10 protein-coding genes are annotated in these 13,917 nt (G+C 67.8%); 5 read left to right on the forward strand and 5 right to left on the reverse strand.

Going from position 1 to position 13,917, the window contains the following annotated elements; all coding sequences use genetic code 11:
* Nucleotides 1–8: 8 nt before the first annotated feature.
* From D7006_RS14920 to D7006_RS14940, 5 genes are all read right to left on the reverse strand, one after another.
* A complete protein-coding gene (locus tag D7006_RS14920) occupies nucleotides 9–881 on the reverse strand; it encodes a branched-chain amino acid ABC transporter permease (protein ID WP_169124304.1) in 873 nt (290 codons plus the stop codon).
* Between the two features lie 81 nt (nucleotides 882–962).
* The gene (locus D7006_RS14925; protein ID WP_237353599.1) at nucleotides 963–2,210 is read right to left on the reverse strand and encodes an ABC transporter substrate-binding protein; all 1,248 of its coding nucleotides are present in this window, start codon (nucleotides 2,208–2,210) and stop codon (nucleotides 963–965) included.
* A 43-nt stretch (nucleotides 2,211–2,253) separates the two neighbouring features.
* Complete coding sequence (locus D7006_RS14930) at nucleotides 2,254–4,647, reverse strand: xanthine dehydrogenase family protein molybdopterin-binding subunit (RefSeq protein WP_237353600.1); 2,394 nt, start codon at nucleotides 4,645–4,647, stop codon at nucleotides 2,254–2,256.
* Nucleotides 4,644–5,132 carry a (2Fe-2S)-binding protein gene (locus tag D7006_RS14935; RefSeq protein ID WP_237356918.1) on the reverse strand — a complete coding sequence of 163 codons (489 nt, stop codon included), beginning with the start codon at nucleotides 5,130–5,132 and terminating at the stop codon, nucleotides 4,644–4,646. The genes D7006_RS14930 and D7006_RS14935 overlap by 4 nt, the downstream gene beginning before the upstream one ends.
* Before the next feature lie 5 nt (nucleotides 5,133–5,137).
* A complete protein-coding gene (locus D7006_RS14940) occupies nucleotides 5,138–5,998 on the reverse strand; it encodes a xanthine dehydrogenase family protein subunit M (RefSeq protein WP_237353601.1) in 861 nt (286 codons plus the stop codon).
* A 392-nt stretch (nucleotides 5,999–6,390) separates the two neighbouring features.
* Here D7006_RS14940 and D7006_RS14945 point away from each other — a divergent pair, with 392 nt between their 5' ends.
* From D7006_RS14945 to D7006_RS14965, 5 genes are all read left to right on the forward strand, one after another.
* Nucleotides 6,391–7,017 carry a TetR/AcrR family transcriptional regulator gene (locus D7006_RS14945; RefSeq protein ID WP_237356919.1) on the forward strand — a complete coding sequence of 209 codons (627 nt, stop codon included), beginning with the start codon at nucleotides 6,391–6,393 and terminating at the stop codon, nucleotides 7,015–7,017.
* A 338-nt stretch (nucleotides 7,018–7,355) separates the two neighbouring features.
* Nucleotides 7,356–8,615, forward strand: a complete 1,260-nt coding sequence (locus D7006_RS14950) for a DUF2778 domain-containing protein (protein WP_229643867.1) — start codon at nucleotides 7,356–7,358, stop codon at nucleotides 8,613–8,615.
* A gap of 322 nt (nucleotides 8,616–8,937) precedes the next feature.
* On the forward strand, nucleotides 8,938–11,253 hold the full coding sequence (locus D7006_RS14955; RefSeq protein WP_237353602.1) for a DUF3141 domain-containing protein: 2,316 nt from the start codon (nucleotides 8,938–8,940) through the stop codon (nucleotides 11,251–11,253).
* Between the two features lie 95 nt (nucleotides 11,254–11,348).
* The gene (locus D7006_RS14960; protein ID WP_237353603.1) at nucleotides 11,349–12,710 is read left to right on the forward strand and encodes a bifunctional enoyl-CoA hydratase/phosphate acetyltransferase; all 1,362 of its coding nucleotides are present in this window, start codon (nucleotides 11,349–11,351) and stop codon (nucleotides 12,708–12,710) included.
* Nucleotides 12,711–12,721: 11 nt separating this feature from the next.
* Nucleotides 12,722–13,903: an acetate/propionate family kinase gene (locus D7006_RS14965; protein WP_237353604.1), complete on the forward strand. Its 1,182-nt coding sequence runs from the start codon at nucleotides 12,722–12,724 to the stop codon at nucleotides 13,901–13,903.
* The last annotated feature ends 14 nt before the right edge of the window (nucleotides 13,904–13,917 follow it).

Genomic DNA, 13,917 nt, shown 5'->3' on the forward strand with positions numbered 1-13,917 from the left:
CGGTACCCTCAGGCGCCCGCCGGCCGGCCGAACAGGCCCTGCGGTCGGACGAGGAGGATGAGGGCCATCAGGCCGAACATGACGATGGTCGCCATCTCCGGAGCGAACAGCGCGGTCATGCTCACCGCGACGCCCACGAGCAGTCCCGCCACCACGGCCCCAAGCAGCGAGCCCATGCCGCCGATGACGGTGACGACGAAAGCCTCCGCCAGCACCAGGGTGCCCATCTCCGGGCTGACATTGCGCATGGGCGCCGCCAGCACGCCGCCGAGCGCGGTGAGGCCGACGCCGAGGCCGAACACAAGCAGCCACAGGCGGCTCACGTCCACGCCCAGCACCTTCATGATGAGCGGATCGCGCGCGCCAGCCCGCACGATGAGGCCGAAGCGCGTCTTCTCCAGCGCCACCCAGAGCAGCAGCAAGATGACAGCCACCACGCCCACCACGAACAGGCGGTAGATGGGGAAATAGCCCACCCCGAGGTCCACCACGCCCTGCAGCGCGTCCGGCGCCGAGAAGGGGATGCCGTCCGTGCCGAAGGTGATGCGCACCGTCTCCACCAGCACATAGCCGAGGCCGAAGGTGAGCAGCAGCGGGTCGTCCGGCGTGCGGCCATAGAGCGGCCGGATCAGGAAGCGCTCGATCGCCATGCCGAGCACACCGACGGCGATGGGGGCGACGATGAGCGCCCACCAGAAGCTTCCCGTCTGCGCGGCGATCCACAGCCCCGCATAGGCGCCCACCATGAACAGGGCGCCATGGGCGAAGTTCACGATGCCGAGCATGCCGAACACGATGGTGAGCCCGAGGGCGACCATCACCAGGATCGCCCCGAGCGCGAGCCCGGAGAACAGCTGCATGAGGATGAGTTCAAGGTCCATCGGGCGTCTCTCGGGGCGGTCCAGTCAGGTGCTTCCCTCTCCCGCACGGGGAGAGGGCGCTTGTCGCAGGAGCGACCGGTCTCAGGTCGGGAAGCCCAGCTCGCCGCAGGAACGCAGCATCTGCTCGGAGCCGGGGACGTTCTCCACGATGTCGAACAGGTCCTGCTCGCTCTTCATGTCGGCCTTCGCCTTGGACTTCAGGACCAGCACCGACTGCACCGACTGGTGGTCGCACTTGCGGAAGTATTGCGGACCCTTGGCCACGTCGTACTTCAGGCCTTCCAACGCCTCGACCACCTTGTCCGTGTCGGTGCCGCCGGCCTTCGCCATGGCCAGGAGCAGCGCGGAAACACCAGTAAATCCGTAGGCGCCGTAATCGGTCGGAAGCGAGCCATAGGCCGCCTTGTAGGCATCGTTGAACGCCTTGGCGGAGGGAACGGTGCTCTCCAGCGCCCAATAATAGTTCGCCCCGCCGATGATGCCCTCGAACACATCGGGCGCCACGGCGATGCGCTGGTTGTGCAGCAGCACCGGCACCACGATCTGCATCTGTTTCTTCATGCCGAAATCGTTGGCCTGCTTGATCGAGTTGGCCTGGTCGCGGCCGAAGTTGCAGATGGCGAGGATGTCCGGCTTCAGGGAGCGGATGCGCGGCATCAGCGTGGAATAATCCGCCGCGCCGAAGGGGTGGAGGATCTCGCCGACGATCTCGGCGCCCAGCTCGCCCGCTGCGCGCTTGAAGCCGCGCATCATCTCGTGGCCATAGGCGTAGTCGGCGCCGAGCAGCGCCACCTTCGAGCCCTTCTTAAAGGTCGCCCGCGCCACGGCGGCCGTGGTCATGTGCGGGTTCAGTGCCTCGTGGAAGGTATACTTCGAGAAGTCCTTCACCTCGTTGATGGTGTCGGATTGGCTGATGGAGACATAGATGACGCCGCGGGCGCGTGTCACTTCGTTCACCGCGAGCTGAACGGCGCTGGAGAGGGCCCCGACGACCGCGTGGACCTTGTCCTTTTCGATCAGCTCGAGGGTGCGGGTGGCGGCCTCGCCGGCGTTCAGCTTGTCGTCGCGGACCAGCAGTTCGACCTTGCGGCCGGCGATACCGCCCTTGTCGTTGACGAGCTTCACGGCGAGTTCCGCGCTCTTCACCTGATCCTTCGCCTCGGCACCGAAGGGGCCGGTGAGCGGGGTGGGGAAGCCGATGCGGATGGTGTCCGCCTGCGCGCGGACGATGGCCGGCGAGGCGATGAGGCCGACGCCCGCGGCGCCGAGGCCGGCAAGCACGGTACGGCGGGATACGCTGGAGAGGGGATGGTCGGTCCGCTTGGTCATGAAATCCTCCCGGTGTGTCTTGTTTTTTGGCTGTGGGCGGTCGTCAGAAGGCACCGAGCGCTTTCAGGATGCGCGCGGGGGTCATGGGAATCTGGGTCAGCTCGGCGTTGAGCGGCGCGAGCGCGTCGTTGACGGCATTGAGCGCGGCGGCGGACGAAGCGGCGGTGCCCGCCTCCCCGCAGCCCTTGGCGCCGAGTTCCGTATCGTGGGTCGGCGTTTCCATGTGGGCGATGACGATGTCCGGCATCTCGCAGGACATCGGCACGAGATAATCGGCCAGCGAGCCGTTCACGAGCTGGCCCGCATCGTCGTAGCGGCATTCCTCGAAGAAGGCGGCGCCAAGCCCTTGCACGACGCCGCCGCGCACCTGCTCCTCCACGAGAAGCGGATTGATGATGCGGCCGCAATCCTCCACCACGAAGTGCTTGAGGATTTTGACGAGTCCCGTCTCCGCATCCACCTCCACATGGCAGCCGTGGATGCCGTTGGTGAAGGCGAAGGGATATCCGGACGGTGCGAAATGATGCGCCACCGTGAGCTGCGCATCGGTGCCCGGCGGCAGCGTGTCTGAGCGGAAATAGGCGATGCGCGCGACCTCGGCGAGGCTGAGGCGCGCCGCGCCGCCCGCTTTGTCCACCACCTCGGCATCGACGAGATCGAGGTCGCCCGGCTGGGCTTGCAGGATGGCGGCGGCGACTTTGAGCACGTTCGCCTTGAGCTTCTTCGCGGCCTGCAGCGCCGTCTCGCCGCCAATGCCGGCGCCGCGGCAGGCCCAGGTGGCGCCGCCATGGGGCGTCACCTCGGTGTCGCCGGTGATGACACGCACGATGTCCCGCGACACACCGAGATAGTCGGCGACGATCTGGCCGATGATAGCCTCGGTGCCCTGCCCCTGCTCCGTCACCGAAATCAGGCAACGCACCTCGCCGGACGGCGTGATCTTGATGACCGCCCCATCCTGCGCCGAGATGCGCGCCCCGCCGATGCCGTAGAATGCGGGCGTGGGATTGGTGATCTCGACGAAGGCCGCGATGCCGACGCCGCGATGGATGCCACGGGCACGCAGCTCCGCCTGCTCGGCGCGCAGGCGATCATAGTCCATCAGCGTCTTGAGCTTCGCAAGGCATGCTTCGTGGGAGAGCTGCTCGAACTTGTAGCCGGTGAGCGACTGGCAGGGATAGGCGTCGTCCGGAATGAGGTTGCGCGCACGCACCTCGAACGGGTCCAGCCCGGTCGCAGCGGCCGCCTTCTCCATCAGATGCTCGGTCACCGCGCAGGCGATGGGGTGACCCACCGCGCGATACTGGCTCGTCTGCGTCTTGTTCTGGAACACCACCTTCAGGTCGGCCCGATAGGCCTCCAGCCGATAGGGCGCGCCGATGAGGCGGATGACCTGGTTGCCTTCCACCGCGCTGGTGCGGGGATAGGTGGAGAAGGCGCCGATGGCGGTCTCGTCCTCCACCGCCATGGCGAGGATGCGGCCGTCCGCGCCCACCGCCGCCTTCGCCTTCACACGATGGTCCCTGGCATGGATGTCGGAGACGAAGGCTTCCAGCCGGTCCGCCACAAACTTCACCGGCCGGCCCGCCAGCATGGACAGGCCGATGACCGCCATGTCCTCGTGATAGACGTGCAGCTTCACCCCGAAGGAGCCGCCCACGTCCGGCGCCGCCACCCGCACCCGGGCTTCCGGGATGCCATAGTGCCGCGAATAGAGATCCTGAAACTGGAAGGGCGTCTGGGTGCCATGGTGGACGGTCAGCGCATGCTCGCTGGCATCGTAATCGGCGATGAGCGCGCGCGGCTCCAGTGTCACGCCGGTATGACGGCCGAAGGCGAGGTCCGCTTCCACCACATGCGCGGCGGAGGCGAAGAGGTCGTCGACCGCGCCGCTTTCCAGCGCGCTGCGGAAGCAGAGATTGTCGGCGAAGCCCTCGACGAGGCGGGGCGCATCGGGCGCGAGGGCGGTGTCGAGGTCGGCGAGGACGGGCAGGTCCTCATACTCGATTTCCACCAGCTCGCAGGCATCCTCGGCAGCGGCGCGGCTTTCCGCCACCACGGCCACCACAGCCTGCCCGCTCCATGTCACGCGATCGATCGGCAGCGGCAGCTGCGGCTCCGATTTCATCCCCTTGAAATGGTCGAGCGTGCCCACCCACGGCGTGCACAGCTTGGCGAGATCTTCCCCCGTCGCCACCAGGGCAACGCCGGGCGCCGCGCGGGCGGCCTCCACATCGATGCGGACGATGCGGGCATGGGCGAAGGGCGAGCGCACGAAGGCCGCATGGAGCATGCGCGGCAGCTTCATGTCGGTGACGTAGTTGCCCCGCCCCGCCACCAGCCGCTTCGCATTGGGGCGAGGCAGCGGACGGCCCACATGCACGCCGGGCTCAAGATGGGGCGCCGCGCCGAGCGGACGGTCGAACGGGGCGTTCATTCTGCACCCTCCCCGTTCGCCTTGCGGGCAGCCACCTCGATGGCGTCGACGATGGCCTCATAACCGGTGCAGCGGCAATAATTGCCGGAGATGGCGTCGCGAATCTCCTCGCGATCCGGCACGCCACCGCGGGCGATCAGGGCGTGGGCGTTCACCAGCATCCCCGGCGTACAGAAGCCGCATTGCAGCGCATTGCGCTCATGGAACGCCTGCTGGAGCGGCGCCAGCGCGCCGCTCGCGACCAGCCCCTCCACCGTCTCCACAGACTGCCCCTGCGCCTGCACGGCGAAGACGAGGCAGGAATGCACCGGCACGCCGTCCAGCAGCACGAGGCAAGCGCCGCACGCCCCCATCTCGCAGCCCACATGGGTGGCGGTGAGTTCGAGATCCGTGCGCAGAAAATCCGCCAGCGTGGTGCGCGGCGCGACCATGCGCGCGACCTCCTCGCCATTGACGGTGAGGGACAGGGGGACAGCGCCCGCCATCATGTTCATGAGCAGGTCTCCAGCTTGCGCAGCAGGCGCCCGAGCAGGACGCGCGCGAGGTGGCGGCGCATGGCGGCGGGAATCTCCGCATCGTCCAGCGGGTCGATGTCGGCATCGAGCGCGCGCTGGGCGGCGGCAATGGTGTCGGCGTCGAGCGCCTTGCCGGCAATCTCCGCCTCGGCATTGCGGGCGCGCACCGGCGTCGAGCCGACCGAAAACAGGGCGATGCGCGGATTTGCGATCACCCCGCCGTCGCGCTCGGCCAGAATGCCGCCGCCGACCATGGCGTAATCGCCGCGACGCCGCGCCATCTCATCGAAAGCGCAGACATGACGCGGCCCGGCGGCAGGTACATGCAGCGCCACAAGGATTTCGCCGGGCTCGATGGCGGTCTGGTAGAGGTCCTGAAAGTAGTCGTCGGCGAGGACACGGCGCATGCCGTCGGCCCCGGAGATTTCCATCTCGGCGCCCATTGCCAGCATCATGGCCGGAAACTCGGACGCCGGATCGGCCAGCGCCACGCTGCCGCCGACCGTGCCGCGATTGCGGATGGCGGGGTGCGCGACGAAGGGCGCGGCAGCCGCAAGCAGCGGCGCGTGGGCGCGGATCAGCGGCTCGATCAGCGTTTCGGCATGGCGGGTGAGCGCACCGATGCGCAAGCTTTCCCCTTCCAGCCGCACGCCGCGCATTTCGGGAATCGCAGAGAGGTCAATCAGCACCTGCGGCGCCTGGAGCCGCATCGCCAGAGCCGGCACAAGGCTCTGCCCACCGGAAATATAGCTCGCATCCCCATCGGCCTCGGCAAAGGCGGCATGCGCCTCGGCAAGGCTCGACGGACGCGCATAGGCGAAAGCGCGGGCTTTCAAGGGCAGGTCCTCCCGGTCGTGGCTTCATTTTAGTGACCACTTGGTCACAACATGATCTGAGGCCGGTGCGCCTGTCAATAGTGCTGCGCGACCATTGCGGGAGAACTTGGGGCCAACGCCCAAAGGCCAATCATTGCATTGCAGCAATACGCTATTCCCGGATGGATATATGATTATTGCCTTGGCTGATCTTTTCTTCGACTTCGCTCCCGGCAAGACCTGTTATCGCGAGTGTGCGAGACGGCGCCGTTCCGAGCCGAGGCCCTTGGTGGTGCGGGAAGGTTGCGCTATCGCAGGAGGGTGGGCGCCCGGCCCATGCGCCGAACGGACTCGCCTTGAAGCCCACGCCCGACCAGAAGCCGACGCACCCCGCCCGCCCGCGCCGCCAGCACATGCGCGCAGCGGATCGCGAGCAGGCCATCATCGAGGAGGCGGTCCGCTTCTTCGCCGAGCAAGGATTCGAGGGGCAGACGCGGGAACTGGCAAAGCGGATGGGAATCACCCATTCCGCCATCTACCGCTACATCCCCTCCAAGGAAGCGCTCATCGAGCGGGTCTACGAGCACGTCTATCTCAGCCGCTGGAAAGCGGACTGGGCGACCCTCGTCACGGATCGATCGAGGCCGCTGGAGGCCCGGCTCACCCAATTCTATCTCGAATATGTCGAGCAGGTCTTCGACTACCACTGGGTGCGGATCTTCGCGTTCTCGGGCCTTAAATCATTCGACATCACAAGCCGTTACCTGGCGATCGTGCGGGACGAAATCATCCTGCCGGCCTGCGCGGAGTTGAGGGTGGAGCTGAAGCTGCCCACAACGGGCGAGATCCCGGTCGGCGAACGCGAGGCCGAGCTGTTCTGGGGGCTGCACGGACGCATTTTCTACCTCGCCATCCGCCGCTACGTGTACGGAACCACGACGCCGGAGGACCTTGGTCCCATCGTGCGGGACGCGGTTCGCGCCTTCCGGGCCGGCGTTGCGCCCGTGCTGAAGGACATCCTCGCGCAAGGTGAATCGTGACAAATCCTGCGGCAGCGGGGCTTTGACTCTTCTGACGCTGCGTCATGCCCGCCTCTCGCCAAGACGGACTTCGCTTGGTAAAGTTTCCGTGCGAACGGCCTTGTTCTCGCCGTCGTGATCTGGTCTAGCGAAGGGCGTAAAGGGAAAAGAAACCGAATTTCGGCAGGTTTGCAGGGACTGGCGGGAATGTGCGGCGGGGCCGCGCGGGCGCAGCGTCCAAGGCCGGTGGTCGGTCGGAGATGATCCGAACGGGCAAGCCTTGTGCAGTGCGAAGACCGAAGGACCCTGCGATGGACGAACGGAGCCGGTACCGACCGGCAGCGCTGATAGCGGGGACCATGAGGCACTCGAACCGGCAGGAATACGCGGCTTGGCAGGACCACGCGAGCGAGCACGACGCGCGCGCGGACCATGACGCAGGCTGGCGCGACCACGGTGAATGGGACCGCGACGACGCCGATCCCCATGCCGACTGGCATGACAGGGCCGACTGGCACTGGACACCGCACGTCCATGAGGAGGAGATCGACGCCTCCGACTACGATCCCCACGCTTCGGACCCCCGGCCGGAAGGCATGTCCCGCCGCGGCACGCTCGTCGGCATCGGCACGGGCATCGTCGCCGGCCTGATGGTTGCCGCTGGGGCCGTCTGGTATTCGCAGGGCTCGTTCGCGTTCGGCGTCTCCGCACCGCCACCCCAGGTGTCCCAGCGCCCCCTCGTCCGAGAGCTCAGCATGGCGGCTGCGGGCACCACAGTGACCGAAATTTCGCTCGTCGTCGGCTCCGGTTCTTTGGCCGTCGATGCGTCGAGCATCTACCTGACCAACGTGGCCATCGATGGCCGGTCCTTCGCGGCCTCGGCCGAGCCTTCCGACAATTCCGCGCGCCTCACCGGCCGCGTCGTACCCCTGCCGATGGCCAATCCGCTCAATCGGACTCAGATGACGGCGGCCGACGGAATCAAGGCGCTGGAACAGTTTGACCAGGGGGCCGTGCCCCTTCCGCTGCGCAAGCCGGCCATGCCGACCCAGCGCCTCGCCTACGCTTCCCTGCCCGACGCCTCCCTCACCGACACGCCCTCCGCCGTTCCCGGCAGCCAGGCCCCGGCCGTCGAAACCCCGCCGACGCTCTCCGAGGATGAGCCGGCGCTGCCCACGCCCGGCAGCGGCTATGCCATCTACGACATCAAGGCCAAGGTCGTTTACATGCCGAACGGGGATCGGCTGGAAGCCCATTCAGGCTACGGAGATACCTTCGACGACGTCCGCGCAGTCAACAAGCGGATGGTGGGTCCGACCCCGCCCAATACCTACCAGCTGACCATGCGCGAATCCCTGTTCCACGGCATCGAGGCGGTGCGCCTCAACCCCATCGGAACCGGCAGGATGTATGGCCGCGCCGGCATCCTCGCTCACCCCTATCTCCTTGGCCCGCGTGGAGATTCCAACGGCTGCGTGTCGGTCAAGGACTACGACAAGTTCCTCGCCGCCTTCAAACGGGGCGAGGTGAAGAAGATGGTGGTGGTGGCCGAGCTGAAGCATGGCCCCAAGAAAGAAGAGAACTTCCTTCTGTCCTTCCTGAAGCCCAAGGACCAGTAAGGCCACCCGCCCCGGCGGCAGCCTCCTGCGGGGCGGATTTTGCCCTGGGCGCCACGGCGACAATCCCGCCATGGCAAGGGCTTGGCCCGGGTTACGGTAGCAGCGAACCTCGCTTTCGCGTGCAGCGCGGCAGAAATGCGCGCCATTCTTGCGCCAGATCAAATTTCGTTGGCTTTTCGGATAGATACGGATGCTTCCGCACCCGTAGAGACCCGGAATTGACCCCCTCGGAGCGCGGACCTTAGCTGCGGCCATTCGCACCTGCGAAATGCAGCGTCCGGCCTGCCGAAACCGTTGGGCCGGCTAAAGACGGGAGCCCGTCATGGCCGCCGACACGCCCGCCCCCTCCCCCTTCCAGAACCTGCTGCCGTTCGACCCGAATGCCGCGATGTCGGCGTTCCAGAAGGGACTTTCACGGGCCTTCAACCCACCGTTCGGGGCCGGTTCGGTGACGATTCAGTCCGGACCGCTCGGCGCCTACCTGGTGGACGCCGCCCAGCGCCATGTCCTTTTCCTCGATCTCCTCCGCCGGAGGGGGAACGAGCAGCACGACATGACCTCCCACCCCATGGCGACGGTGCTCACCTTCGACCATGAGGTGCTGGTCAGCGGGCGGGCGCTGCCGCGACCGATCAACTACTCCCTCTCCCGCATCGTCCCCCCGCCGGGTGTCGCGGTGGACCCGCGGAAGCGGCCGGTGGTGGTGGTGGACCCGCGCGCGGGACAGGGACCGGGCATCGGCGGGTTCAAGACCGAGAGCGAGATCGGCGAGGCGCTGGGCACCGGGCATCCGGTCTACTTCATCGGCTTCGCCTCCGAGCCGGAGCCGGGGCAGACCTTTCTCGACGTCGTGGAAGGGCAGGTCACCTTCTTCGAGCGCATCCGCCAGATGCACCCGGAGGCGCCGCCCGCCTTCGCCATCGGCAATTGCCAGGCCGGCTACCAGACCTTGATGGTGGCGATGCTGCGGCCGGAGCTGTTCGGCCCCTGCATGGTGGCGGGCTCGCCCATGTCCTACTGGCAGGGCGTGCACGGCAAGAATCCCATGCGCTATTCCGGCGGCCTGCTCGGCGGCTCGTGGCTGACCAACCTCGTCAGCGACCTCGGCGGCGGCAAGTTCGACGGCACCTGGCTGATCCTGAACTTCGACAATCTGAACCCGGCCAACTGGCTGTGGGGCAAGCAGTATGACGTCTGGTCGAAGGTGGACACCGAAGGCCCGCGCTATCTCGAGTTCGAGAAGTGGTGGGGCGACTTCATCAAGCTGAACGGTGACGAGATCCAGTTCCTGGTGGACGAGTTCTTCATCGGCGACAAGCTCACCCGCAACGAGGTGCGCTCCACCGATGGCAAGGTGTTCGACCTGCGCAACATCTCCTCGCCGGTCATCGTCTTCACCTCGCAGGGCGACAACATCTCCCCGCCGCCGCAGACGCTGGGCTGGATCCTCGACCTCTACAAGGACGTGGACGACATCCGCGCCGAGGGCCGCACCATCGTCTATTGCATGAACCAGAAGGTGGGCCACCTCGCCATCTTCGTCTCGGCCAAGGTCGGGGCGAAGGAGGATGAGGAGCTGGTGCGCCTCATGGACCTCATCGACTGCCTGCCCCCCGGCCTCTACGAGCTGGTCATCGAGCCCGCCTCCGAAGAGCAGGTGAAGGCCGGCGGCCCGGCCTGGCATTCGCGCTTCGAGCTGCGCTCGCTGGACGACATCCGCGCCTATGGCCGCAACAGCGTCGAGGATGACCGCGCCTTCGCCGCCGCCCGGCGGGTGTCGGAGATCAACCACTCGCTCTACCGCACCTTCCTCCAGCCGGCGGTGAAGGCGATGGCGACGCCGCAGCTTGCGGATGCGCTGTTCCGCTTCAATCCGCTGCGGCTCTCCTACTCCCTGTTCGCCGATGCCAACCCGCTCATGAAGGGGGTGGAGAAGCTCGCCGCCGAGGTCACCACGGCCCGCAAGCCGGTGGACGCTTCCAATCCCTTCGTCACGGCACAGAACTTCTGGTCCGACCAGATCAACGCCGCTCTCGACGGCTGGCGCGATGTGCGCGACCGGGCGGTGGAGCAGACCTTCTTCGCGGTCTATGGCTCGCCGGTCCTTCAGGGGATGCTGGGCCTGAACATCCAGGAAAAGGTGCGCGAGCTGCCGGCCAACAGCCCGCAAAAGGAAGCCTTCCGCGATCGCAAGATCGCCGAGTTCCGCGCCCGCGTGGCCGAAGGTGGCTTCAACGAGGCGCTGGTGCGCGCCTCGCTCTACGTGCTCTCGGTGACGCGCGCCATGGACGAGTCCGCCGCGCGCTCGCTCAACGAGGCGCGCCAGAAGCTCACGCAGCTCTCCCTGCCCGAGTTCAAGACGCTGGTGCGCGACCAGTTCTACATCCTGCTCCTGGAACGGGAGACGGCGGTGGAAGCCATCGCTCATCTGGTCACGGGCCCGGGCCAGCGGCAGGAGTTGGTGAACACGGTGGCGGGCGTCGCCACGGCGGATGGCGCCTATACGCCCGGCGAGCGGGTGCTGGTGGAGCGCCTTGCCGACCTTCTCGGCGTCTCGGCGCCGAAGAACGTGGCGCTGGCGGCGGTGAACACCGCGCCGGCCCCCGTTTCCGGCCAGAGCCTCCCTGCAGCCGTCTGAGCCGGGAAGACGGGCGCGGCGCATCCCCCGCGCCGCGCCCGCCACGTCCTTTGCCTCGCCATCCCTGCCTGCGACGCGCCCGAGGAGGCCTGTTCGTGCCCACCATCGCCAATCGGCTGTTCGCGGACATCAAGACGGGCGACCGCGCGTCCGCCATCCGCACCATACGCACGCCGGACCTGCGCGCCTGGGGCGCGGCCTTCGGCGATGCCGGAATCATCGCCGGCGTCGGGGCGGGTCAGGCGGATGCCGGCCTTGCCGCCTCCCTGTTCGCCGCTCTGGTGGGCACCGCCCTGCCCGGCCCCGGCGCGACCATCCGCGCCTCCAGCGTGAGCATCGCCGCGCCGCTGCCGGCCGACGTGCCGCTCACCGTCTCCCTTGCCGTCCGCGAGACGAACGCGGCGGACCGCACGCTCGGCCTCGACGGCGAGATCGCCGCCCCCTCCGGCACCATCGTCGCCACCGCCGCCATCACCGTGACAGCGCCCGACACGGCCATCAGCGTCAGCGTGCCCGAGCACCGGCTGGAGGCGCTGCTGGAGCGCTGCAAGGGGCTCGATCCCCTGCCCACCGGCGTGGTCCATCCCTTGAGCCTCGATGCCCTCTCCGGCGCCCTCGATGCGGCGGCGGCGGGGCTCATCCAGCCGGTGCTGTTCGGGCCGGAGGCGGACATCCGCCGCATCGCCGCGTCCGGCGGCCTCGATCTTTCCGGCGCGCGCATCGTCTCCACCACGAGCGAGGAGGAGTCCGCCGCCAAGGCCGCCGCCGCGGCTGGCGCGGGCGAGGTGGGGGCGCTCATGAAGGGCAGCCTTCACACCGACGTGCTGCTCCATGCGGTGATGGCGAAGGAGGCGGGGCTGCGCACCGGCCGACTGCTGAGCCATTGCGCCATCATGTCCGTGCCCACCTATGCCCGACGCGTGCTGGTGACGGATGTGGCGCTCAACATCGCGCCCGACACCGACCAGAAGCGCGACATCTGCCAGAACGCCATCGGCCTGGCGAAGGCGCTGGGCATCGAGACGCCCAGGGTCGCGGTGCTGGCGGCGGTGGAGATGGTGCACACCAAGATGCCCGCCACCCTCGACGGCGCCATCCTCTCCAAGATGGCTGACCGGGGCCAGATCGTCGGCGGCATCGTGGACGGACCGCTCGACCTCGACGCGGCGGTGGATGCCGCGGCGGCGAACGTGAAGCACATCGTCTCGCCCGTCGCCGGCACGGCGGACGTGCTGCTGGTGCCCAACATCGAGGCCGGCAACATGGTCTACAAGAATCTCGGCTTCATGGCCGATGCCCAGTCCGCCGGCCTCGTGGTCGGCGCCCGCGTGCCGGTGATGCTGACGAGCCGCGCCGACAGCGCGGAAGCCCGGCGCTTCTCCGCCGCCGCGGCGGTGATCTACGCCGACGCGCTCAAGCGCGCCCCCGACGCCATCCTTCCCCACGCCGCCGACTGAGCGAGGCTGCCATGACCGACGCCGTTCTGGTCGTCAATTCCGGCTCCACCAGCCTCAAGTTCGGCGCCTATGGGACGTCGAACGTTAAGGACCCGCCGCTGCTTTGCCGAGGCGGCATCGACAGCATGGCGGGGGATCCGCACTTCATCGCCAAGGAGCCCGACGGCAAGCCCATCGACGCCCACGAATGGGGCTCCGGCCACGCCCTGAGCCACAAGGAGGCGCTGGGCTACATCGTCCAGTGGCTTGAGCAGCACGAGGCCAACATCAAGGTGGTGGCGGCCGGCCACCGCGTCGTGCTCGGCGGCACGCGCTTTGAGGGGCCGGCGAAGATCACGCCCGAGGTGCTGGACTATCTCGATGGCCTGTCCGCCATGGAGCCCTCCCACCAGCCGTTCAACGTGCGCGGCGCGCGGGCCATCGCCGAGGCCTTCCCCGGTTTGCCGCAGGTGGCGGTGTTCGACACCTCCTTCCACCGCACCATGCCGGAGGTGGCGCAGATCTACGCCTTGCCCAAGGCCGTGCGCGACACCGGCGTGCGGCACTGGGGCTATCACGGCATCTCCTACGACTATATCAGCCGGCAGGTGCCCAAGGTCGCGCCCGGCGCGCGGCGGGTCATCGTCGCCCATCTCGGCGGCGGCGCCTCGGTCTGCGCCATGCTGGATGGCAGGAGCGTCGAGACATCCATGGCGTTCGCCGGCCTCACCGGCCTGCCCATGGCAACCCGCTCCGGCGACGTGCCGGCCGACGTGATCTTCTATCTGCTGCGCTCCGCCGGCTACACCGCCGAGGCGCTGGAAAAGCTGCTCTACGGCCAGTCCGGCCTGCTCGGCCTTTCCGCCGACAGCGCCGACATGCGGGTGCTGCAGGACAGCGCGGCGGCCGACGACAGGCTGGCGGTGGACTATTTCGTCACCAGCCTCGTGAAGTTCATCGGCGCCTATGCGGCGGTGCTGGGCGGGCTCGATGCGCTCGTCTTCACCGCCGGCATCGGCGAGAACTCAGCCAAGGTGCGCGCCGCCGTGCTGGAGCGCCTCGCCACCTTCGGCCTCACCCTCGATCCGGCGGCCAATGCCGCCAACGGGCCGCGCATCACCACGGCGGACAGCGCCGTCGCGGCCTTCGTGATCCCCACCAATGAAGAACTGATGATCGCCCAGCACACGCTGGCGCTCACCCGTTCCGCCTGACCGGGAGAAGTCCA

It is taken from the genome of Xanthobacter sp. YC-JY1, from assembly GCF_021730305.1.
GTDB lineage: Bacteria > Pseudomonadota > Alphaproteobacteria > Rhizobiales > Xanthobacteraceae > Xanthobacter > Xanthobacter flavus.